The following is a 21,695-nucleotide window of genomic DNA, read 5'->3' on the forward strand; positions in this document are numbered from 1 at the left end:
CTTGGGAGCTCCAACAGAACTAAAACAATGAATGGTAATGGTATGATCACCAAAAATAATCCCCATAAAGTAATTCTTATTCTTAACAACCTAGATAATTTCATTAATGAGTGCTCCACCCTTTTTGCTAAATTTGAATTCAGACAACCATTTAAAATTAATTTTTTTGTCAATCCTTTAATATAACTATAAAGCTTCCATCACCTCATTGCGTTTGAGTTTCGCTGAATTTTTTCTGAAAATTTTTCAGAATTTCTTTTACTTTAGCTACTAATATAATTAGTAACTAAAAAGGGGATGTCACCGGCTGGTGACATCCCCATACAAAAGCTAATCTAAATAACAAAATCACGGCGACGATAACCCATAAATCCCGCTAAAATGAGAATTATCGCAACCAGTAATGTTAACCACCACGGCTGCCATGCAATGGTCTGCACTGGCACCTTTGCAATCCAAGCTGATGGCATCATCTCAATGACATTCGTGGGAACCTTTAACAGTTTACCTAAATACATCATATAAAAATTAATACCCAAAATCACATACGTGACATAACGCCAACGTGGTGACCATCCAAGTAAGAACGTTGCTAGCCCTATAAATAACAAGATACCCGGCCATTGATTTACAGCTAACTCATTGAATTTTGCGATGGCAATGGGCGTTTGCGTGACAGCAGCTTGGGCCAGGTACAAACTGTACACTGCTGTCACCCATCCCAACGTCGCCAGACTAATACCACCGCCAATATACCCGATAAACATTCTGGTACGACTTAATGGCGTTGCAATGACTAAATCAATAACGCCCCTTGCAATATCCGTTTGAGCACGGAATATCAGTGACAGACCCGCCACAATTGAAATTGAAAATGGCATGATCGAAACAGTTTGTAGGAAAGTCAAAACTAACTTTTGTCCTAATGTATGGATAATATCTGAACCTAACAATTGTCTCAAGGTATCATTTTGCGTAACTAATTGCTTCACTTCGTTAAAAATAGAACCATACGACGCCCCCAGTATAAATAGGCCAAACATCCAAGTAATCACAGCTGTACGTTCCAAGTACCATTGCAAACTTAGCCAACCACGAAGAGTTACCGGAGCAGTACGCCGGCCATGATCAATATTTATCAAGCCAGTCCCTAAATCGCGGTTAATTGCTAGTTGAACACTGCCAGCTATGATGATGAGACCGGTCGTGAGGAGTATACCAAAAGGTAACCAGTCATTTCCATGCCCTATCGCACCCTTTTCGATCCACCCAAATGGTGACCACCAAGTGTAGTCAGGGTTGATGACATCCGTTATCATACGTACTAAATACATGGATGCAAAGATAAAGTATGTGATCCCCGTAGCGAGGCGGGCACTTCCAGCAATTTGGGCGACGAACAAACTCAGCGCAACGGATAATAAACCGCCGGCAAATAGTAGGCCCACAAATAAAGCTACGGCATTAATTGTGGCACCATGGAGATTCAAATAGGTAAGACCAGCAAGCGCAATGAGCCCATTTACTAAAACAGCTTCAATTAGAACAGCACTAATTTGGGCTACCCGGCCGACTGCTAGGCCACGTATCAATTCAACGGTTCCTTTATCCTCTTCACCACGCGTATTTTTAATGATTAGTTGAATATTCATTATGAATAGCATAATCACTGAAAACACCAACATTTCACCAACTCCTGTATCAAAAGTGGTATACGTTTGGGTTTCTGGCAAAACCCCAAACATTGAAGCCATAGCTGGTGTTTTGAGAGTCTGCACAATGGTTTTAATATTATTAGCTGATCCATACATTCCGTTATAGATCAGACCGATGATGATATTCAAACCACCAATCACGAGCCACCAGATCATCAATAGAAGCCAGTCTTTACGCAAATAAAAATTAACTAATGCCCTTGTCTGCGAAAAATTATTTTGCATGTTCCTCCTCACTTTCATCTCGATAGTAAGCCATGAACAGTTCTTCTAAAGTTGGCATTGCTACTTTTAAATCTATTAACCCATATTTTGCTAACTCAGCCGTCACCGCTGATAAATCCTGATGTTGCACTGAAAATCGTATCGTATCATTCTTTTGCTCAAAATTCAGTACACCCGACAACGTCGCTAAAGCTTGTGCATCCTTTTGCACACGCGCTTCTACCTTTAAACTGGCGATTGACTGTAAATCTTTTAAATTACCCATTTCGATGATTTTCCCTTGACGAATAATAGCCAAGCGATCCATCACTTTCTCAACCTCGGCTAAGATATGTGAACTGAGTAAAACTGCTTTTCCCGCCACTTTTAATGACATTACTTCTTCTTGAAAATTTAACTCCTGTAAAGGGTCCAACCCACTTGTCGGCTCATCAAAAATGTATAAATCGACATCTGCTGAAAATGCAGCAATCAATGCTACTTTTTGCCGATTACCTTTTGAGTATGTGCGTGCCTTTTTAGTTGGATCTAATTCAAATTTAGCAATTAATTCATCCGTCTTCGCTGTGTGTTCATGACCACCCATACGCAATAACAGATCAATGATTTCACCACCCGTGAGACTTGGCCACAAGTATACATCCCCTGGGACGTACGCAATGCGACGATGTGTTATGACCGGTTGTGCCAACATATTGATACCACTTAATTCAACCTTGCCACTGTCTGCTGTAAGCATTCCCAACATGGTACGAATCATGGTCGACTTGCCAGCCCCATTTGGCCCTAGAAAGCCAAATACTTCACCTGCGTGAATATCGAATGAAACATCCTTCAAAGCATGAAATTTACCGAAATATTTGTTGATTTGCTCAACCTGCAAAATTTTTTCTGTCATAATGCTCCTCTTTTATCATGAACCAGTATCTAATCATGCGTTCATTGTCTATCAAAGTATCGTGACTTGCAAGATAAAACAGCCTACCTTCTCCTGTATTAATGAAGCAATAAAAAATTATCCAATCATTGAACTGATTGGATAATTTTTTATTGCTTCATTTATATTCTGCGATATTCTTGACCATTATACTCAATAATCATCGCTAGCAATTCGGTTAACAAGGGCCTGTCGTAGTTGTATGGCACTTGAATACTTTCTTTACTAAACGATAATTTGTGTCTATTCAAATAGTCTGCAGATACCTGATTAAATTCTGGGGGTTGCATAAATTCCCAGCCAATGCTTATTCAGACGAACAAAAATTAATGGGTGATTACTATTTACGCTGGTATTCGGAAAAAAGCCTGGCATCGACCAAGCAATCCGTTCATCCACCTTTGGCCAAAGTTCATGAATTCGACTTTGCACAAATCGAAACATTGCAACGTGTTCAGCTGGTAAATCAGTTAAATAGTCTTCTAGGTCCATGATACATTCCCCGTTTAGGCAGTTGTTGATTTAATAAAGGGACCAAAAAGCCTTAAATGTCTGTCAAAACATATGATAAATGACATTTTAGACTAACAACTGACTACCACCAACCATTAGCTTGTCGGAAGGTCACCGCTGCGTCAATAGAACCATAACGAGAAACCGCATAGTTAACCAAACCAGCCGTTTGTGTCGCTACACTACCATATCCCCATGATTCCATCGTTTGGCCAAGCCCGTGATAACCATTCGGTGAAACCGCATTAGGATTACCACCTGATTCCGGCAAGACGATATACTTCCACAACAAGTCAGTACCACCAGCGGCAATGAATTGATCATAAACTGAACCTGAGCCAGAAACTGATGAGGTCGAAGCAACTTCTTCAGTAGAAGCACTTTGGGCAGCTTCGACAGCAGCGACACTGGCTGCTGCGCTTGAAGCGGCGGCTACAGATGCTGCTGATGACGCAGCCTTTGAAGCAGCCACACTGTTAGCGATGGAAGTAGCAGCTGATGACGCGGCAGCAGCCGAAGCCACAGCGCTCGACGCAGCAGCTGATGATGCGGCGGCTTCTGATGATGCTAAGGCCGCTGATTCAGTTGCCGCACTTGATGCAGTGGCTAACGAGGCCGCTTCTGATGAAGCCAAGGCCGCTGATTCGGCGGCGGCTGAGGCTGCTTCTGATGAGGCCAAAGCTGCTGATTCAGTGACCGATTCAGCCACCGCACTTGATGCGGCAGCTAATGAGGCTGCTTCTGATGAAGCCAGGGCCGCTGATTCAGCTGCAGATGAGGCCGCTACTGATGAAGCTAAGGCCGCTGATTCAGTTGCCGCACTTGATGCAGCAGCTAACGAAGCCGCTGCTGACGAAGCCAAGGCCGCTGATTCAGTAGTTGCCGCACTTGATGCAGCAGCTAATGAGGCGGCGGCTGATGAAGCTAAAGCAGCTGAATCAACTGTGTCAGAGGCCACAGTAGCTGCTGCAGATGAGGTCGCAACACTTGTTGCAACACTTGTCGTAGCCGCACTGTCCAAAGTAACCACCTGATCAATATAAATCAAATTGGGGTTGTCAATGGCATTGCGGGCCGCAATATTTTCAACCGTATCATTCGTTACGGCTGCTAAATGCCACAACGTATCACCTTGAACGACCGTATAGTCGTAGGTGTCAGCACTAGCAGTTGTCGATACAAGGGTTGCTGCTGCCGCGGCAACAGTTCCCGAAAGAACAGCTTTCACTTTTTTCATACATTACTCCTATAAATGGAAATTAGTTTTCGTAGTAAACGTTACAGTGACGTTGATGTTAACTTAACATGCCAACCCTACCAAATATACATTCCTGCAGAATTACAGATACTTTCTTAGCTAACTTTATTTTTTCTTTCAAAAGGCAATCTAATTGTAATGAAAACGTTGCCGAAACGACACAAAAAGCGTTTCAATCGCTGAAACGCTTTTTGTGGATCATCTGATGCATTTATATGATGAGCATGATCTATTTCTGATTACCACCAACCATTAGCTTGACGGAATGAAATGGCATTTTCGATTGAACCATAACGTGAAACCGCATAGTTAATCATGCCCGCCGTTTGCGTGGCTACGGAACCGGTCCCCCAAGCTTCCTTAGTTTGGCCGAGACCACGGTATCCATTAGCTGAAACTGCATCTGGATTACCACCTGATTCAGGCATGACGATTGCAGTCCACATGGCATCGGTCCCACCAGCGGCAATGAATTGATCATAGACTGATCCACTTGTTGTAGTAGCACTAGACGTCGTTGAAGTCGTCGTAGCGGTGGCGACAGTGGTCGTTGCCTCAGATGTCGTTGTCGTTGCTTCAGATGTCGCAGTTGTGGTTACTGCAGCACTTTCTGCTGTACTTGCATCAGCTGATACTTCAATTTCTTGACCAATTGACAGAAAATTGACATTAGTGATGCCATTTAATGCGGCTAATTTTTCAATAGTTGTGTTATTTGTTTCAGCAATTTCGCTGAGTGTATCCCCAGACTTAACTGAATATGTATCGGCATTAGCTACGCCTGCGGTCATCCCCATTGTGGCTAAAGTCACGACACTGCTTAAAATCAATTTTGCATTCTTCATAATGATTGTTTGTCTCCTGTTTTTTGATGAGTAACCTCATCTTGATTACTATTTACAAGAAATAGTCCAACATTTTAACGCGTTAGGATCGATGACCAGTCCGGTCAAATCACCCTGATTGCTGACAATCCTTTGCCAATCAACATCCACTAGTTTAACAACCACAGCCATGTAAATTTTACAATTTGGTAACAGAATACCTCTCAATGTATCAGATATGGTCGATTTTCTTGTTACACAAATGACATAATACTGTTTTTCAAACTGGCCAATGCCCGTAAACACGAACTTTGCACCCGCCAATTGTTAACCAGTTAATGACCCTGCCGGATTTTCAATGTCCACTCGATTTTCCCCAAAAAAAGTTGTGAATCGACCAATCAGCGTGCTATATTACCATATCATTACAAAAAGTTAGTTACACAAATCAACATCCGTAACCAAATGCATGTTACAAATTAACAATCAACTAAGAGAAAACCGTGATGTTATCTCATTTTAAGTGGTGTTACACAAAAAAATCCCCCAAAAATTGGGAGATGTGGGAAACGGATTAAATGATTTGCTCGAGTGCCTGCTGCAATTGCGTCATTTGTGCTGGCGTACCGATCGTAATTCGTAAGCCCTGATCCGCATAGGTATTTACTTGAATTCCAACGGCAAGCAACTCCTGTTGGATGCGATCAGAACCACTAATATTCACATAAACAAATGAACTGGCCGATTGATTGACGCTGATACCCTTACTTGCAAGATAAGCAATGAAATCAGCCCGGGTTGCTTTTAAAGCATTAATTTTTTCGACGACGAGTGCATCATAACTCAAGGCCTGCGTTGCTAAATCGGCATTGACATCACTCAAAACAAAGGCCCCCTGGACTGCTTCCAAGTATGCACGCAATTCAGAATTGGCCAGTAAAAAGCCGACCCGTAAATTAGCTAATCCCCACGCCTTTGACAAAGTACGCAAAACAATCAACTTGGGATAGGTATCTACTAAATCAACCACACTGACCTGCCCATATTCAGCATAAGCCTCATCGATAACGACATAGGCCGTCGTTTCATCAAGTAGCCGAATCAAATCAGCGCGCGTAAATTCAATTGACAAGGGGTTATTAGGATTTGATAGCATAATAATCTCTGGTTGCGTGGCTTGAGCAGTGGCAATCAAACCTGTGATACCAAGGGCGACATCGCTGGTGAGCACTTTTCTTTGCAACACTTTAGCAATCTCATAGTACCGGAAAAAATCACGTGAAAAAAATAAGACCGATTCTGTTGATAACGCATTAATCAACAATGGAATCAGTGCCTCACTACCAGGCCCTGGTAACACATTCGCGACTTGTAACCCCACATAAGCGGCATATTTCGCCCGCAAAGCATCATGCGTGCTCTTACCATAGTGGTTAAAATCAATGCGGTGCGTATCGATGCTGAGCAAATCACGCCAGTCAACATAGGCATTTTCATTATTCGCTAATACGACCAAGTCGGTCTGGGTGGGTGCAGCATACACTGGTAAATTCTTTAAGTCTTCACGCATTCTAATTTCCTCATCATTTATTAATATTTATGCGATTATACCACGTGTAGACCGAATTTTCTAAACAAAAAAACGATGCAGCTAAACTGCATCGTTTGATTAGCTTCTATATTAGTCGGCAATCAACGTATCAATCGTCGCCTTAATTGCGGCGAGTTCCTCGTCGGCAGCTTGAGCCGTAGCCCCCTTTGTCCCTACATAGAACTTAATCTTTGGTTCAGTTCCTGAAGGACGTACTGCCACCCATGAACCATCAGCCAGCCAGTACTTAATCACGTTAGCTTTTGGCAAAGTCAACGCTGATTCAGCATGAGTTGCGACATCAATTTCAATCTGGGTGGCAAAGTCTTCAACTTTCACGACTGATACCCCACCAAAGTCGGCCGGTGTCTTCGCCCGGAACTTGGTCATTAACGCGGCAATCTTATCAGCTCCGTCCACACCAGCAAAGGTCAATGACTTGGTATTTTCAACGAAGTAACCATACTTCTCAAACAATTCTTGCACACCGTCATAGACGGTCTTGCCCAAAGACTTGTAATAAGCAGCGACTTCCGCCATCAAGACCGTTGCTTGGACGGAATCCTTGTCGCGGGCAAATGATTGGACCAAATAGCCATAAGACTCTTCAAAACCAAACAAGAAAGTGTGTTCATTGGTATCTTCATAGTGTTGAATCTGTTCAGCAATATACTTGAACCCAGTCAACACGTTCACCGTTTCGATGCCAAAATCTTTGGCGATCGTCGTCGCAAATTCAGATGACACGATTGACTTGACAATCGCACCATTGGTGGGCAAAGTGCCCGCATCTTGCTTGGCCGTCAAAATATAATTAACGAGCACGGCGCCAATTTGGTTACCTGTTAGCAAGGCATACTCACCAGATGGTTGCCGCACCGCCAAGCCCATCCGATCAGCATCTGGGTCAACCGCAATGACCACGTCGGCATCCTCAGCCTTCGCCAAAGCAATGCCCATTGATAAGGCTTCTGGATCCTCAGGATTTGGCAACTTAACAGTTGGGAAATCACCATTTGGCACAGCTTGTTCAGGAACCATGACAACTTGCTCAAAGCCGGCATTCTTCAATGCTTGGCCCGTAATCAAAGCCCCCGCCCCATGAAGTGGTGAGTACACCAACTTCATATCTTTACCAACGGTATCAATCAACGCTTGGTTGATTGAGATTTTCTTGACCTCAGCTAGGTAAGCATCATCAACTTCCTTACCAATAACAACCAATAACCCATCGGCTTGCAACGCTTCAACATCAGCAACTGCAACTGCAAACATATCGGCTTGCCGAATCGAGTCGGTGATAATATCTGATTCCTTTGGTGGCATTTGCCCACCATCTTCACCGTAAATCTTGTAACCATTGTACGCACTTGGATTATGCGAAGCGGTAATCATGATACCAGCATAGGCATTTAAATGACGAACAGTAAATGACAACTCTGGCGTTGGACGCAATGACTCAAAGACATAGGCCTTAATACCGTGTGCGCCCAAAACAGCGGCGGCTTCATACGCAAATTCTTGTGAAAAATGACGTGAATCGTACGAAATAGCAACCCCACGATCCTTTACCGCATCATCTAAGCCATCCATCAACCGGGCTAAGCCTTCAGTAGCTTGCCGGACTGTATAGATATTCATGCGGTTAATACCCGCCCCTAGAATCCCACGCATCCCCGCAGTACCAAAACTCAAAGGGGTATAGAACGCATCTTCTTTCTGCTTGTCATCAGTTAGTGATGCCAAGTTTTCTGCTAAATAGGCTGGCAAATCGGTACGATCAGCCCAAATTTGATAATTTTCTTGCCAAGTCATTATCTTACTCCTGCTTCATAAATAGATCATTGATTCATGTAATCGTTTAATACGTAATTAGTATACCACACCTTAAAATTCACTAAGATTTTGGTCCCATTTTTTTGTAAATAATTTTTTTACTAGACATAATGTTTGGTTGTGTTAATCTATTTTAGTTAACTATTTGTAACCACCTGTGTTGCTGATGGTTAAATAACCTATTAGATTAATCCGGAGAATTGATTAATGATTCGTTTAGCAAACCTAAATGATCTATCGCGTCTAGTAGATATCTACTATCAAAGTGTCGAAAAAGGCGGTATCACAGCTGATTGGGCAACACCTGATGTTCCTGTGGCTTATCTGAATAATTTAAGTACACATATTAATAATCCGCAATATCCTCTCTATGTCATTGAAGATGAGGCCAAAAATATCATCGGCTATTCTTACCTTGCCCCAACCCGGCAACGTGCCGGTTGGAAAAATACCGTTGAAATCACCTACTACTTTGATTTAAATCATGTTGGTCGTGGTTTAGGTTCAAAAATGCTGGCATTCATTATTGATGAAGCTACCCGGTTGGGTTATCGTAGTCTATTGGCCACGATTCATGCCAAAAACGAAGCCAGCGCGGCACTTTTGAAGAAATTCAAATTTGATCAATGGGGATTTTACCCCGAGGTAGTCTACAATGCCCACCTTGATCAATGGTTCGATATTGGTATTTTTGGGCGAAAATTAAATTAATAATCAAACAGCCAGTTTACGTCAGATGACGCAAACTGGCTGTTTTATAATTTTCGGCGCAGGTTACGCCAGAATTGCTTGATAATACGATCATCCGAGTAGCTCAACACATTTTTGGCATAAAGCTTTTCGCCAAACTTTGCTATCACGATGACAGCAAGCACCTCTAACGATAATGAGAGCCAAGCTTCCCATGGTTGTGCATATTCCACCGCAAACCGACTGGGCATCAAAGTAGGACTAATGAATGGGACAAAACTCAATCCCTTAAGAATAATATTCGTGGGTGCACTCGAAACAGCAAAACTCATAATATATCCCACCATAGCCAAGTAAATAACTGGTTGCGTCGCTTGTTGCACCTGGGATTGCTCATTGACCAGACTGGCAAATATAGTGGCAACAAACAGGTAGCCAACCACGCCAACAATAAACATTAAACTAGAAAAAATGAGAAATTGCATATCAATTCCCACCAAAATGGGTTTTATTTGCTTCACCACCGCATTGTCTTTGAAACCAATCAACATGCCAATAAACCCAATGATGTAAATCATTATTTGTGTTATTAAGAGACTGAAAATGCCGAGAATTTTACCATAATACTGGACGCGAGTTGAGGTGGTTGCCAACAATATTTCCATAATGCGACTGGATTTTTCATTGGCAATTTCTTGGGCAATCAAACCAACATAAACACTTAAAATAATGAAAATAAAGATGCCAATTGCACTCGCAATGACATAATTAGCCGTGTTTTTGAGTTTACCTCCTGTTGCCGCGCCCTTATTAGATTGTGCTTTTACTGTCAGCCGGGCTGGTGTCTGTAATCGGCTGATATCCGCAGCCGTTAGCTTTAATTGTTGCGCCGTTTTACCTAATTCAATCTGAGTCAGTGCACTTTGTATTTTGGTTTCATTAAACATCACCGCAGTATCAGCACTGGTGACTAATTGGTAGCCTTGGTTGGTCTGCCTCAAATAACCGTCAATTTTTGTTTGTTTCAATTGACGCTTGGCAGTATCTACGGTATCAACCGCTGAAAGTTTTGCTTTGATCAAATCAGCTTTTTTCAGAGTCTGATATAAAGTTGGTTGAGCAACAATGGCTAAGTTGGGTGTCTTATCGCTACCACCCGTCGATACAATCCAACCCACTAATAGGCCAATTAATGGCACAAACAATGGTGATAACACCAGTGCCCAAAAACCAAATGTTTTAACCCGCACCCGATATGTTTGCCGGGCGACCAATAAAATGTCGTGCGTCATAGGGTTGCCTCCTGACGAAAAATTTCATCAAGCGTTGGCGGAGCCTGCACAAATGCCTGTACATACCCCGATTGAGAGACACGGGTGAAAATAGTGCGACCGACTGCTTCGTCAGTGACAGTGATTAACCAACCAGCACCCTGTGGTTCAATCTTTAACACACCCTCAATATCGTTTAGATTCTCATTAGTTTCAACATAGATCTCTGTTTTACCAAAACTATCGCGAATTGTCTGTACGCCACCTTGTAGAATAGGCTTTCCTTGTTTTAACATCGTGAGATTATCCGAGAGTGCTTCCACCCCACTCATGTTGTGACTTGAAAAGATGATCGCTGCGCCCTTGCGTTTCAATTGCTTAATTTCACTCATCAAAACCTGCGTATTCACTGGGTCCAATCCTGTAAAAGGTTCATCTAATATTAAAAATTCTGGTTCGTGAATCAACGTCGCAATAAATTGAATTTTCTGGGCATTGCCCTTTGAAAGACTCTGTACTTTATCAGTGACTTTGCCAACTACCTCTAACCGTTGCATCCAATTCTGTAACTGCACCCGAACGTCTGCGCGTTTCATTCCATGTAATTCTGCAAAATAAAGAATTTGTTCCTCAACAGTCCACTTCTGATAAAGCCCTCGTTCCTCAGGCAAAAAACCAATGCGTTTTTGCATGGTCGGTCCAATTAATCGCCCATTCCAAGTTATTTGCCCACTATCTGGTTGAATAAAATCCAAGATCATCCGAAAGGTGGTTGTTTTCCCAGCACCATTTTGGCCAATCAAACCCATAATTTCGCCCGCTTTCACAGTCATGCTTAACTCGCTGACCGCTACTTTTGTACCAAATTTTTTGGATACTTGATTAATTTCCAACGTCATAAAATGCCTCGCCTTAATCCGAATCGTTTCGGTAATGTTGTGATTAGTTGCATTTGATATCCCCTATTTTAACATTTTACCTACCAAAAAATCGTCATTGTCTACCTAGACAATGACGATTCCGGTGATAAATTTATTTTGCAGCCTTCAAATCGGCTAAGCGCGCTTCAGTCGCAGCCAACTTAGTCTGCCAATCAGCTAACTTTTCACGTTCTTCAGCAACGACAGCTTCCGGTGCATTATTCACAAACTTAGCGTTTCCTAACTTACCTGCACCACGTTTAACTTCACCAGTAAACTTCTTCAATTCACCCTCAAGGCGGGCAATCTCTTCATCCAAATCAATCAGTTCTTCCAATGGCACGAAGATTTCTGCTCCTGAAATCACCGCTGACATTGATAGCTTGGGTGCTTCGATATCAGCCGCAATTTGCAACTCCTTTGGGTGTACAAAGCGATTGATGTAGTCAGCATTTTCTTCAAAGATACGCTTCAAATTAGCATCTTCAGTCTTTACCAAAACGTCAATTTTCGTTGACATCGGTGCATTCGCTTCATTACGAATCGTACGAATTGACGTAATTAATGCCACTAAGCTAGCGAAATCAGCCTCAGCCGTGTCATTAGTCAACTCAGCGTGTACCTCAGGATAGGCTGCATCGACCAAAGTCTCGCCCGCATGCACCGGCAATTCCAACCAGATCGCTTCAGTCACGAATGGCAAGATTGGGTGTAGCAGACGCAATGTTTGATCCAAGACATAGGCTAACACGTGTTGGACGGCATCCTTAGCTGCTTCGTTATCGCCATTCAAGGTTTCCTTGGTCATCTCGATGTACCAGTCAGCGAAATCATTCCAGATAAAGTTGTACAAAGCACGGTCGGCCTCACCAAATTCAAACTTTTCGAAATTCTTCGTTACCTTGGCAATCGTGTCATTCAAGCGTGACAAAATCCACTTGTCTGCCAAAGTCAAGGTGTCATAGGCTGGCAATTCTGCCTTCGTATCTTCATTCAGATTCATAATGACGTAACGTGACGCATTCCAGATCTTATTAATGAAGTTCCATGAAGCATCCATCTTGGCGTATGAGAAATTCAGGTCTTGCCCTGGCGTTGATCCATTCGTCAAAAACCAACGCAATGCGTCAGCGCCATACTTCTCAATGACATCCATTGGGTCGATACCATTACCTAGGGACTTTGACATCTTACGACCCTGCTCATCACGAATCAAACCATGAATCAAAACGTTATTAAATGGCCGGCGACCAGTAAATTCCTTTGACTGGAACATCATCCGGGCAACCCAGAAAAAGATAATGTCATAACCCGTGACCAACGTATTCGTTGGGAAATAACGCTTAAAGTCTGCTGAGTCTTCATCAGGCCAACCCATCGTTGAAAATGGCCAAAGAGCTGATGAGAACCACGTGTCCAAAACATCCGGATCTTGTTCCCAGTTTTCAATGTCTTCTGGCGCTTCTTCACCAACGTACATCGCCCCAGTTTGCTTGTTATACCATGCTGGGATTTGGTGACCCCACCATAATTGACGTGAGATAACCCAATCATGAATATCTTCCATCCATCGTGTGAAGGTTCCTTCAAAACGTGGTGGGTAGAAATCAACGCGATCATCAGATGCTTGCATAGCCAATGCTTGTTCAGCCAATGGCTTCATTTTAACGAACCATTGTGTCGAAAGTCGTGATTCAACCTGAACACCTGTTCGTTCTGAGTGGCCAACGGAATGCACGATTGGTTCAATGTGTAACATCCAGCCGGCTGCTTCAAGATCCGCAACGATTGCCTTACGTGCCTCAAAACGATCCATACCGTTATACTTACCAGCATTTTCATTCATTGAAGCGTCATCATTCATCGTGTTGATGCGTTCCAAATCATGCCGATTACCAACTAAAAAGTCATTAGGATCATGCGCAGGCGTAATCTTAACCATGCCTGAACCAAACTCTGGATCAACATATTCATCGGCAATAATCGGAATTTCACGGCCCACTAGTGGTACCAAAACCTTCTTTCCAACTAGATCTTTGTAGCGTTCGTCAGATGGATGCACAGCTACTGCAACATCCCCAAACATGGTTTCAGGACGAGTCGTTGCAATTTCAATATAGTTCTTGCCATCATAGCTATCATTGGCATCAACAAAGGGATACTTCACATGGTAGAAAGCCCCTTCGTCATCTTGGTGAATAACCTCGATATCAGACAAAGCGGTCCGGGCCTTTGGATCCCAATTAATGATGTACTCACCACGATAGATTAAGCCCTTGTTATACAGTGTCACAAAGACCTTGCGCACAGCAGTTGATAGACCCTCGTCAAGCGTAAAACGCTCACGATCATAATCCAATGATAGGCCTAGCTTACCCCATTGTTGCTTGATCGTTGAAGCATATTCGTTCTTCCAGTCCCACACTTGATCGATGAACTTTTCACGACCGAGATCGTAACGTGAAAGTCCTTGTTCCGCCAAACGTTGTTCAACCTTCGCTTGTGTCGCGATACCCGCGTGATCCATGCCGGGCAACCACAAGGTATCAAAACCTTGCATCCGCTTTTGACGAATCAACATGTCTTGCAAAGTGGTGTCCCAAGCATGGCCCAAGTGCAACTTACCCGTCACATTTGGTGGTGGAATCACGATTGAATAAGGGCGGGCCTTATCATTTCCTGATGGCTTAAACCGTTTTTCTTGTACCCATTTGTCATAACGACCCGCTTCGACACTCGCTGAGTCGTACTTTCCTGGCATATCAACTTCACGCATGATACATCCTCCAATTTGATATTCTTCAGTCATTTTTACCGCCAAAAAAGCCCTGACGATGTTGTAACACATCATCAGGGCGTTCATATACGCGGTACCACCTGATTTTAGGACCATACGATCCTAATCTCATTGCTCCTTAACGCGGAAAACGATATTGACTACTCTAAATATGTTTCATCAATATAGCCCATCAGCTACCTTCATCATGACGATTTGGTCTGTCTTTCACCAACTACAAACTCGCTCAACAACTCGTCACAACTACTCTCTAATGCATTGCTATAAGACTCATTTTACGGTTTTTAAGCTAAAACATCAAGCCTTTTCTAAGAAGTCGTACGGCGTCAAGTCACCCATACCGATATTGGGATCAAAGCGTCCTTCCATGATACTGGCAATTGTCAACGTGTCTGGATCCGCATCAGCGACGGCCATCTCCGGTGCAGCCGTTTTTGTTGCAGCCGGCTTAGCCGTGGCATGCTTGAGCGTTTCAGCAACCGTCTCGGCCGCATGATTCAATTGGTCACGCTTAATTTGCGTCGGTATCTTTGGCATGACACCGTCAATCGCCTCTGCTAAACGTTGTTGTAGGGTCGTCCGGCGGTCCCCCCCCTCTGTTTCAATGGCCTTTGCAAAGGCCGCTGGTTCACCCAACAGTACGAGCGATTCGCTGGCACGCGTTAATCCGGTATAGAGCAAGTTTCGTTGTAGCATCCGACCAAATTGCATCACGAGTGGCATAATCACTAAGGCATATTCACCACCCTGTGCCTTATGAATAGTTGTTGCATAGGCGAGCGTGATATTAATGAAATCGGGGCGCATGTAACACACCATACCTGCATCGAACTCAACTTCCATATAGTCAGCTTTTTCGGCGTTTTCTTTATCTTTGGCAAGCATGATCGTTTTGATATAGCCGATATCACCATTAAACACGTTATTTTCAGGATCATTCGTTTTTTGCATCACCTTGTCACCAACGCGGAAGCCAAATTCAAACTCACCTTCGCGCCATTTGATCTCACGGGCACCTGGTTTCAGTGGATTAAATAAACTCTGTCCGAGTAGATTTAAACGATTGACGCCCGCTGCTGTCCGATACATGGGAGCCAAAATTTGCATGTCCCGGACGCTCTTACCGCGCGCAATCCAACTTTTAACCACCTTTTCGATATATGGTGCGACTTGTGCCATATGAACTGGGAAAAATGATCGGTCAGGCTTGCGCTCCAACAAATCAGCGGGCACCGTACCTTCTTTCACAGCACTAGCCAATTCAATAATAGTTGAACCTTTACCTTGGCGATGAATCGTTTCCAATTCCCGAAAATTCAACATCCCCGAGGCGAGCAAATCATAGAACACACGACCGGGTCCCACTGATGGTAATTGATCCTTATCACCTACTAAAATAATTTGCATATTTTTGGGTGCTGATCTTACCACCGTCGCAAAGAGTTCCGTGTCAACCATCGACATCTCGTCAATAATCAATAATTGCCCTTCTAAGGTCGTAGGTTCAGCATTACTAATTGCTTCACGCCCATTGATGCCTAACAAACGGTGAATGGTACTAGCTTGTTTACCAGTTGATTCTGATAAACGCTTAGCTGCCCGCCCAGTTGGTGCCGCCAGATTAATCATCTTATCGAGGTCATCTGCCTTGGTGCCATCATTTACCAAAAGCTTTTCATACGCTTCAACAACACCATTGATGATGGTTGTTTTTCCGGTACCAGGCCCGCCCGTCAAGATAAATAGCTTATTGGTCAAAGCAGCCAACATCGCATCTTTTTGCAAAGGATCATATTCAAAGGGGTTGGCGGCCTCCACTTCTGCTAGGGCCTTAGCGGCGGCTTCCCGTTTAAACAGCCCTGCACTTTGATTTAACGCTAACATATTTTGTGCAATTTCGACCTCGGCCGCATAAATTGTGTAGACAAAGATGCGTTCGCCTTCTGCAACAATCACGTTTTCTTTGGTGAGCGCCAGGACTGCCGTTTTAATTAACGCCATATCCACAACAATATTTCGCGTACGTTGCAAGAGTTGTTGCGCCTCGCCTAATAACTCATCGACGAGCAGATAGGTATCACCCTTTTCAAAGGTAGCTGCGTTAATCGCCGCCACGACCCCGGCTTTAATGCGACGCTCATCCAACGGATCCATTTCACGTTGCGCGGCTAACCGATCTATTCTGGCAAATGACACCCCTTCAATATCTAAAACGAGTTGGTATGGATTGTCTTGCAATACATGTAAGGTCTCTAACCCATATTTTGCATAGATGGCCGCCGCAATTGAGGCACCAAAGCCATAGTCGTTCAACGCGACGATTGCCCGTTCCATGCCATCTGAAGCTTTAAGTTGTTCGATAATCGTTGTTTGTTGGGCCGGTTTCAAACCAATGTCACCTAACACGTCTGGTCGATTTAAAATGATGTCGATCGCGTCAACGCCTAATTCAGCGACAATTTTTTCAGCTGTTTTTTCGCCAACCCCTTCGAACTTGTCACTCGCCAAATATTTGACGACCCCCGAATTCGTGCTAGCTGCTAACCGCTTGTAATTAGTTGCTTGAAACTGCTCACCAAACTTAGGGTGGTTTTTAAGGACCCCTTGAAACTCATAACTCGAGCCGATCTGGACATCCCCAAAACTACCGGTCACCGTAATTTCTTTTTCATCATACTCAAAGTTTTGTTTATCGATTTTCACCGCTAACACTTTATAAAAATTATCATTTGCCGCAAAGACGATGTTCTGTACTTGCGCCTCCATTGTTGGTGTCTCGTGCGCCTTGGCGGAAGAATCACCGAACAAGTCAATTTCATCATTCATTCTTTGAACCTGCTAATAGTTGTGCGATCTCGTCCAATCGTTGGGCTTGGTTTTGGTATCTGTCACCATCAATGGCCTGTGCGGTTGCTAACCAGTGATTACCTGGCTCGCCATGCACTGTCTGTACTAAACCGCGACCAAAGTTGGCATCAAAGCTCTTTGAATTAAGTGCCAGGGCCTTTTCAAATGCGGCAGCTGCTTGTGTCAAATCTTGCAGGCCCAACCAAATGTTTCCCAGTAAAATAATCGCGGCCTCATCGTCTGCGACCTGTTCAACACCAGTCAGGGCAAAGACTAAGGCCTGCTTAAAGTCATTTTTAGCGTAAAAAGCTTGGGCCTGCATCATCGTGGCATCATGCAGCAAGGTTGCATCGGCAATTTTACCAAAGAATTCGTTTGCCTTGTCGTATGCACCGACGGCATAATACAGATTCCCAACAGCATAATTCAACTGCTGTACAGCCGCGAAATTATCTGCAAAAATCCCCAAACTCTTGAGCCCAAGTTCTTCCGCCTCGAGATAATTTTCAGACACGATTAAAACGTTAACCAAATCAACATACGCGGGCCAATTTTGTGGTGTGGCTTCAATCGCAGCCACTAATTTTTGCATATCCGTTTGTAGTCCCGTTTGTTCTGTCATGCTTATGCCTCTTCTTAAATCGTGTTACTTGAATCACTGGTAATGTCTAAATAGGAAACATCATTACGGATAATTTCAACAAATGTCTGACCATCATGCGTTTCCAAAATTGAGGTTGAGGTATTTCCCAACCCACCCCGGGCTCGTGATTCTGCCAAAGGAGTGCCTAGGAGATATGCCATTCCAGCCGTTAAGGTCATGCCATGAGAAAAGAACACTAGGTTAACATCTGCGCCACCATAACCGGCCACTGCTTCAACCACCGCTTGGCGAAACCGTTGTTGGACATGTTCAAAACTTTCTGCTCCCGCAACTTGTGATGCATCAAAGCGTTCGGGATGATGCCGATAAGCGTCATACATTTCTGGCCAATTTTCTTGAACGTCGACAAAGGTCTTACCTTCCCAAACACCCATGCCAAATTCGACCAAGCCCGACTGTAACGTCAGCTCAGGCCGTTGCTTCAGATAACGGATTGTTTCATCAGCAGTTGTACGAGCTCGTTTGATTGGTGATGCGAACGCATGCGCAAACTTGATATCTTGCAAATGCTTTCCTAATAATTCGATTTGTTGATATGATTCAGGCAAAAGTGGTGAATCACCGTTTGCTCCTTGGAAACGGCCTTCATTGTTCCATTCTGTTTTACCATGGCGGATAAAATAAAGTTTCGTCATGTCTGCTTGCTCCACTTTCATTCGATAATTGATGTTTCCATTATACGCTAAAAAACCTACGCGACCAAAGATGATTCCAGGTTTACGTAGGTCTATTAAGCTTCTTTAATAAGTAGAATTTCTCGTTCAACTAGCTCGTTGAGGTAGAAACGAAACAGCTCCACTAATTCAGGATTTGAGTTTTTGAAGATATTAACCGTATCATTACCTGAAGGATTAACCGTCTTGATCTTGACCCCAGTTAAATTTTTATCAATCGACACCTTTAGTTTAATCGATTGGGCCAAGCCCTTGCTGGGTTCAAGAGCTCGTTGCATGATATAAGCACCTGCATTATTTTGCACGAAACCCGTATCCCCCAACGCATACTTCTTCAAACCTGGATTAAATTCATATGTAACTGTATCACCAGCCACCTTCACCGACTTTTCAAATGCCATGGTCTTTTCTCCATTTATACATATTGTTATACTTAGTGTACTAATACCTGTTCAGAACTTCAAATGTTTTGATGTTCACAGACACTCTACCTCGAGGAGCAAAACTATGCGTGAGATTCAAATTAATGACACCACCACCGTTGCTAACCACCGCGTTGGTCAACCAGATTTAAACGAACATCAAACTGTCTTTGGTGGCCGCACCCTGTCGATTGTCGATAATACCGCCTCCATTCCAGCCATGCGCGTTGCCCGCAGCATCGTCGTCACTGGGACCATGGATCATATTCACTTTCTCCAGCCTTTCGATTTACGCCATGCGTTATCAGCCGAATCCTATGTAACTGGGATCGGTTCACGTTCCATCGAGGTTTTTACCAAAATCATTGGCGAAGATATGGAAACTGGAACTCGTTTTCTAGGGTTCTATGCCTTCACTACCTTCATCATCCAAGATGCTAACGTACGCATGCCAGCCACCACGCTGATTGCAGACACACCAGAACAAGCACAGCTCATTGCTGGTTACACTGATCGCAAGGCACTCCGCGATCAAACCCGCCACGCTGATGAAAGCATTTTAGATACCGTCACCCTGGCGATGCCTTGGGAAAACAGAAATCATGAAAATCCGCTAACGAACTAGTCTTCGTTAGCGCTTTTTTTGTCTTAAATAAAATGCAAAAAAGCATTGCTCGGCTGAACTTCATCAACCAAGCAATGCTTTATATGATAACTATTAATGGAAGACCATACCACCGTCAACAATCAAAGTTTGACCGGTGATGTAGTTTGAATCTGATCCGGCCAAGAAGCCCACGGCATTGGCGACATCTTCAGGTTCTGATACCCGGCCTAAGGCAATCCCATCTGAGAATTGAGCCATCCCCCAGTCGTCATCCTTACCAGCGTTTTTACCAACGTTGTGCGCAACATCATACATCATTGGTGTCTTGACGATACCAGGAGCAAATGCGTTCACTGTGATACCGAGTGGTGCCAATTCCTTAGCTGTAGTTTGCGTAATCCCACGAATGGCAAACTTAGTTGCGCCGTAGACTGACAATTCAGCATTACCCTCAACACCAGCTTGTGACGTGGCATTGATGATCTTACCACCGTGACCTAATGCTTTAAAAGTTTCTGTGGCAGCTTGAATGCCCCAAATTGTCCCATTAACATTTGTCTCAAATGTCCACTTTATCGTGTCTTCATCAACTTCCAAAATCGGTGTTGTTGGTGCGACCCCGGCATTGTTGATTACAACCGTCAAATCACCAAAGGCATCAGCCGTTTGCTTGACTGCGGCAAAAACCTCATCACGCTTAGTAACGTCAACAGAAATTGCCAAAGCTGCATCCGCATGCTTGGTATTAATTTCTTCAGCAACACGTGCCACCTTAGTCAAGGTGCGACCAACTACTGCCACTTTAAAACCATCGTCAGCCAAACGCTTTGCGATTGCTTCACCAATACCTTGTCCTGCGCCTGTTACAAATGCTACTTTTGTCATAATATTAACCTCACATATTTCGCTTTTTAACTTGTGATTGTTTTAACAACCTTTAACGTATGTAAGTATAATACCACATTCAAAACTTGTCAACGTGATATTTTTCACAATTTAACCCTTGTTATACCAACACATCAAAAAAATCGTCACCTGATTAAAGATGTGACGATTTTGTGAATTTATTTACTTGCACCAGTGGCCAACAGCTTACCAACGACTGGTAACTGGCCTAATTGACCAACTTGATCACTCGGCACCACAATGGTATTTGCTGGGCTCTTCGCTAGTTCTGTAAAGGCATTAATTGATTGATTTTGGAAATATTTATCATCTACAGCTTTCAGACCAGCTTGCACTGTGTCAATCCGGTATCGTTCTGCATCTGCCCGTGTTTTAGTCGCATCCGCTTCGGCTTTAGCCGTCGACATGACCGCATCATTTTTAGCCTTGGTCGTCAGTTGAATCGACTGGGCTTCACCTTCGGCTTTTGCAATAGTTGCAACTCGCTCACGATCCGCCGTCAATTGCTTATCCATTGCTTCTTGAATCGCTTTTGAGGGCGTCAATTCGTCAATGTTAATACGATCGACATTGATACCATACGTATTCGTTAAATCACCAATGGCCACGCTTAATTCTTGATTGATTTTTGCTGTTGAACCTAGCGACTCATTCAAGTCCATCCGCCCGATGATATCACGTAGATGACCACGTACTAATTGCGCCATGGATTCAACGGAATCAGTATTTTCATACATATACTTAACCGCATCAGTCACATGATAATTCAAAGTCACACTAGCGCTCACATCGGCATTATCCTTTGTGATCACGGAATAGTTTGGCAAGCGCAATGGCTCCATCGCCAAACTTACCGTCCGAACTTTTTGAATAATTGGTATATAGAACTGTAGTCCCGATTGAACCGTACTGGCATATTTACCTAACATTTCTTTTAACCCGACGTTATTTTGTGGCACAATCTTGATTCCAAATGGCATTTCCCTACTCCTTATTCA

At 43.5% G+C, this 21,695-nt stretch carries 18 protein-coding genes and 1 other annotated feature; of the genes, 2 read left to right on the plus strand and 16 right to left on the minus strand.

Going from position 1 to position 21,695, the window contains the following annotated elements; translation table 11 throughout:
- Positions 1-335: 335 nt before the first annotated feature.
- From WSWS_RS04870 to WSWS_RS04900, 7 genes are all read right to left on the minus strand, one after another.
- The gene (locus tag WSWS_RS04870) at positions 336-1,940 is read right to left on the minus strand and encodes an ABC transporter permease (protein ID WP_070230229.1); all 1,605 of its coding nucleotides are present in this window, start codon (positions 1,938-1,940) and stop codon (positions 336-338) included.
- Positions 1,930-2,838 (minus strand): ABC transporter ATP-binding protein, encoded by a 909-nt coding sequence (locus WSWS_RS04875; RefSeq protein WP_070230230.1) that lies wholly within the window; start codon positions 2,836-2,838, stop codon positions 1,930-1,932. Before WSWS_RS04875 ends, WSWS_RS04870 begins: the two co-directional genes overlap by 11 nt.
- Positions 2,839-3,147: 309 nt before the next feature.
- Positions 3,148-3,369: a DUF5655 domain-containing protein gene (locus tag WSWS_RS04880; protein ID WP_070230231.1), complete on the minus strand. Its 222-nt coding sequence runs from the start codon at positions 3,367-3,369 to the stop codon at positions 3,148-3,150.
- A gap of 103 nt (positions 3,370-3,472) precedes the next feature.
- Positions 3,473-4,627, minus strand: coding sequence for a LysM peptidoglycan-binding domain-containing protein (locus WSWS_RS08130; RefSeq protein ID WP_114981133.1), 1,155 nt, complete (start codon positions 4,625-4,627; stop codon positions 3,473-3,475).
- A gap of 260 nt (positions 4,628-4,887) precedes the next feature.
- Positions 4,888-5,493, minus strand: a complete 606-nt coding sequence (locus tag WSWS_RS04890) for a LysM peptidoglycan-binding domain-containing protein (protein ID WP_070230232.1) — start codon at positions 5,491-5,493, stop codon at positions 4,888-4,890.
- 553 nt (positions 5,494-6,046) lie between these two features.
- Positions 6,047-7,042: a pyridoxal phosphate-dependent aminotransferase gene (locus WSWS_RS04895; protein WP_070230233.1), complete on the minus strand. Its 996-nt coding sequence runs from the start codon at positions 7,040-7,042 to the stop codon at positions 6,047-6,049.
- Positions 7,043-7,153: 111 nt separating this feature from the next.
- A complete protein-coding gene (locus tag WSWS_RS04900) occupies positions 7,154-8,878 on the minus strand; it encodes a phospho-sugar mutase (RefSeq protein WP_070230234.1) in 1,725 nt (574 codons plus the stop codon).
- Between the two features lie 228 nt (positions 8,879-9,106).
- On the opposite strand from WSWS_RS04900, the gene WSWS_RS04905 reads away from it, so the two are divergent.
- Positions 9,107-9,610, plus strand: a complete 504-nt coding sequence (locus WSWS_RS04905; RefSeq protein WP_070230235.1) for a GNAT family N-acetyltransferase — start codon at positions 9,107-9,109, stop codon at positions 9,608-9,610.
- Positions 9,611-9,654: 44 nt separating this feature from the next.
- Here WSWS_RS04905 and WSWS_RS04910 read toward each other — a convergent pair whose 3' ends face one another.
- The 7 genes from WSWS_RS04910 to WSWS_RS04940 all read right to left on the minus strand — a co-directional run bounded on the left by WSWS_RS04910 (position 9,655) and on the right by WSWS_RS04940 (position 19,163).
- Positions 9,655-10,881, minus strand: coding sequence for an ABC transporter permease (locus tag WSWS_RS04910; protein WP_070230236.1), 1,227 nt, complete (start codon positions 10,879-10,881; stop codon positions 9,655-9,657).
- Positions 10,878-11,759, minus strand: a complete 882-nt coding sequence (locus tag WSWS_RS04915) for an ABC transporter ATP-binding protein (protein ID WP_070230237.1) — start codon at positions 11,757-11,759, stop codon at positions 10,878-10,880. The genes WSWS_RS04910 and WSWS_RS04915 overlap by 4 nt, the downstream gene beginning before the upstream one ends.
- A 133-nt stretch (positions 11,760-11,892) precedes the next feature.
- Positions 11,893-14,556 (minus strand): valine--tRNA ligase, encoded by a 2,664-nt coding sequence (locus tag WSWS_RS04920; protein ID WP_070230238.1) that lies wholly within the window; start codon positions 14,554-14,556, stop codon positions 11,893-11,895.
- A 72-nt stretch (positions 14,557-14,628) separates the two neighbouring features.
- Positions 14,629-14,845, minus strand: a binding site (T-box leader).
- Positions 14,846-14,874: 29 nt separating this feature from the next.
- Positions 14,875-17,403: an SF1B family DNA helicase RecD2 gene (recD2, locus tag WSWS_RS04925; protein ID WP_070230239.1), complete on the minus strand. Its 2,529-nt coding sequence runs from the start codon at positions 17,401-17,403 to the stop codon at positions 14,875-14,877.
- Positions 17,396-18,046, minus strand: coding sequence for a tetratricopeptide repeat protein (locus WSWS_RS04930; protein ID WP_070230240.1), 651 nt, complete (start codon positions 18,044-18,046; stop codon positions 17,396-17,398). The genes recD2 and WSWS_RS04930 overlap by 8 nt, the downstream gene beginning before the upstream one ends.
- A 14-nt stretch (positions 18,047-18,060) precedes the next feature.
- Positions 18,061-18,723 (minus strand): histidine phosphatase family protein, encoded by a 663-nt coding sequence (locus WSWS_RS04935; RefSeq protein WP_070230241.1) that lies wholly within the window; start codon positions 18,721-18,723, stop codon positions 18,061-18,063.
- Positions 18,724-18,818: 95 nt separating this feature from the next.
- Positions 18,819-19,163, minus strand: coding sequence for a cysteine desulfurase (locus WSWS_RS04940; protein ID WP_070230242.1), 345 nt, complete (start codon positions 19,161-19,163; stop codon positions 18,819-18,821).
- Between the two features lie 106 nt (positions 19,164-19,269).
- On the opposite strand from WSWS_RS04940, the gene WSWS_RS04945 reads away from it, so the two are divergent.
- On the plus strand, positions 19,270-19,809 hold the full coding sequence (locus tag WSWS_RS04945) for an acyl-CoA thioesterase (protein WP_070230243.1): 540 nt from the start codon (positions 19,270-19,272) through the stop codon (positions 19,807-19,809).
- 93 nt (positions 19,810-19,902) lie between these two features.
- On the opposite strand, the gene WSWS_RS04950 is transcribed toward WSWS_RS04945, so the two are convergent.
- Together WSWS_RS04950 and WSWS_RS04955 are read right to left on the minus strand one after the other, a co-directional pair.
- Positions 19,903-20,676 (minus strand): (S)-acetoin forming diacetyl reductase, encoded by a 774-nt coding sequence (locus WSWS_RS04950; protein WP_070230244.1) that lies wholly within the window; start codon positions 20,674-20,676, stop codon positions 19,903-19,905.
- 179 nt (positions 20,677-20,855) lie between these two features.
- A complete protein-coding gene (locus WSWS_RS04955; RefSeq protein WP_070230245.1) occupies positions 20,856-21,677 on the minus strand; it encodes an SPFH domain-containing protein in 822 nt (273 codons plus the stop codon).
- Positions 21,678-21,695: the final 18 nt, after the last annotated feature.

Origin of the sequence: Weissella soli (assembly GCF_001761545.1) — a bacterium.
GTDB classification, from domain to species: domain Bacteria; phylum Bacillota; class Bacilli; order Lactobacillales; family Lactobacillaceae; genus Weissella; species Weissella soli.

Bases quoted from the DNA above. Each gene is read 5' to 3' on its own strand.
- WSWS_RS04870 (WP_070230229.1), bottom strand. From the start codon at position 1,940: ATGCAAAATAATTTTTCGCAGACAAGGGCATTAGTTAATTTTTATTTG.
- WSWS_RS04875 (WP_070230230.1), bottom strand. From the start codon at position 2,838: ATGACAGAAAAAATTTTGCAGGTTGAGCAAATCAACAAATATTTCGGT.
- WSWS_RS04880 (WP_070230231.1), bottom strand. From the start codon at position 3,369: ATGGACCTAGAAGACTATTTAACTGATTTACCAGCTGAACACGTTGCA.
- WSWS_RS08130 (WP_114981133.1), bottom strand. From the start codon at position 4,627: ATGAAAAAAGTGAAAGCTGTTCTTTCGGGAACTGTTGCCGCGGCAGCA.
- WSWS_RS04890 (WP_070230232.1), bottom strand. From the start codon at position 5,493: ATGAAGAATGCAAAATTGATTTTAAGCAGTGTCGTGACTTTAGCCACA.
- WSWS_RS04895 (WP_070230233.1), bottom strand. From the start codon at position 7,042: ATGCGTGAAGACTTAAAGAATTTACCAGTGTATGCTGCACCCACCCAG.
- WSWS_RS04900 (WP_070230234.1), bottom strand. From the start codon at position 8,878: ATGACTTGGCAAGAAAATTATCAAATTTGGGCTGATCGTACCGATTTG.
- WSWS_RS04905 (WP_070230235.1), top strand. From the start codon at position 9,107: ATGATTCGTTTAGCAAACCTAAATGATCTATCGCGTCTAGTAGATATC.
- WSWS_RS04910 (WP_070230236.1), bottom strand. From the start codon at position 10,881: ATGACGCACGACATTTTATTGGTCGCCCGGCAAACATATCGGGTGCGG.
- WSWS_RS04915 (WP_070230237.1), bottom strand. From the start codon at position 11,759: ATGACGTTGGAAATTAATCAAGTATCCAAAAAATTTGGTACAAAAGTA.
- WSWS_RS04920 (WP_070230238.1), bottom strand. From the start codon at position 14,556: ATGCGTGAAGTTGATATGCCAGGAAAGTACGACTCAGCGAGTGTCGAA.
- recD2 (WP_070230239.1), bottom strand. From the start codon at position 17,403: ATGAATGATGAAATTGACTTGTTCGGTGATTCTTCCGCCAAGGCGCAC.
- WSWS_RS04930 (WP_070230240.1), bottom strand. From the start codon at position 18,046: ATGACAGAACAAACGGGACTACAAACGGATATGCAAAAATTAGTGGCT.
- WSWS_RS04935 (WP_070230241.1), bottom strand. From the start codon at position 18,723: ATGACGAAACTTTATTTTATCCGCCATGGTAAAACAGAATGGAACAAT.
- WSWS_RS04940 (WP_070230242.1), bottom strand. From the start codon at position 19,163: ATGGCATTTGAAAAGTCGGTGAAGGTGGCTGGTGATACAGTTACATAT.
- WSWS_RS04945 (WP_070230243.1), top strand. From the start codon at position 19,270: ATGCGTGAGATTCAAATTAATGACACCACCACCGTTGCTAACCACCGC.
- WSWS_RS04950 (WP_070230244.1), bottom strand. From the start codon at position 20,676: ATGACAAAAGTAGCATTTGTAACAGGCGCAGGACAAGGTATTGGTGAA.
- WSWS_RS04955 (WP_070230245.1), bottom strand. From the start codon at position 21,677: ATGCCATTTGGAATCAAGATTGTGCCACAAAATAACGTCGGGTTAAAA.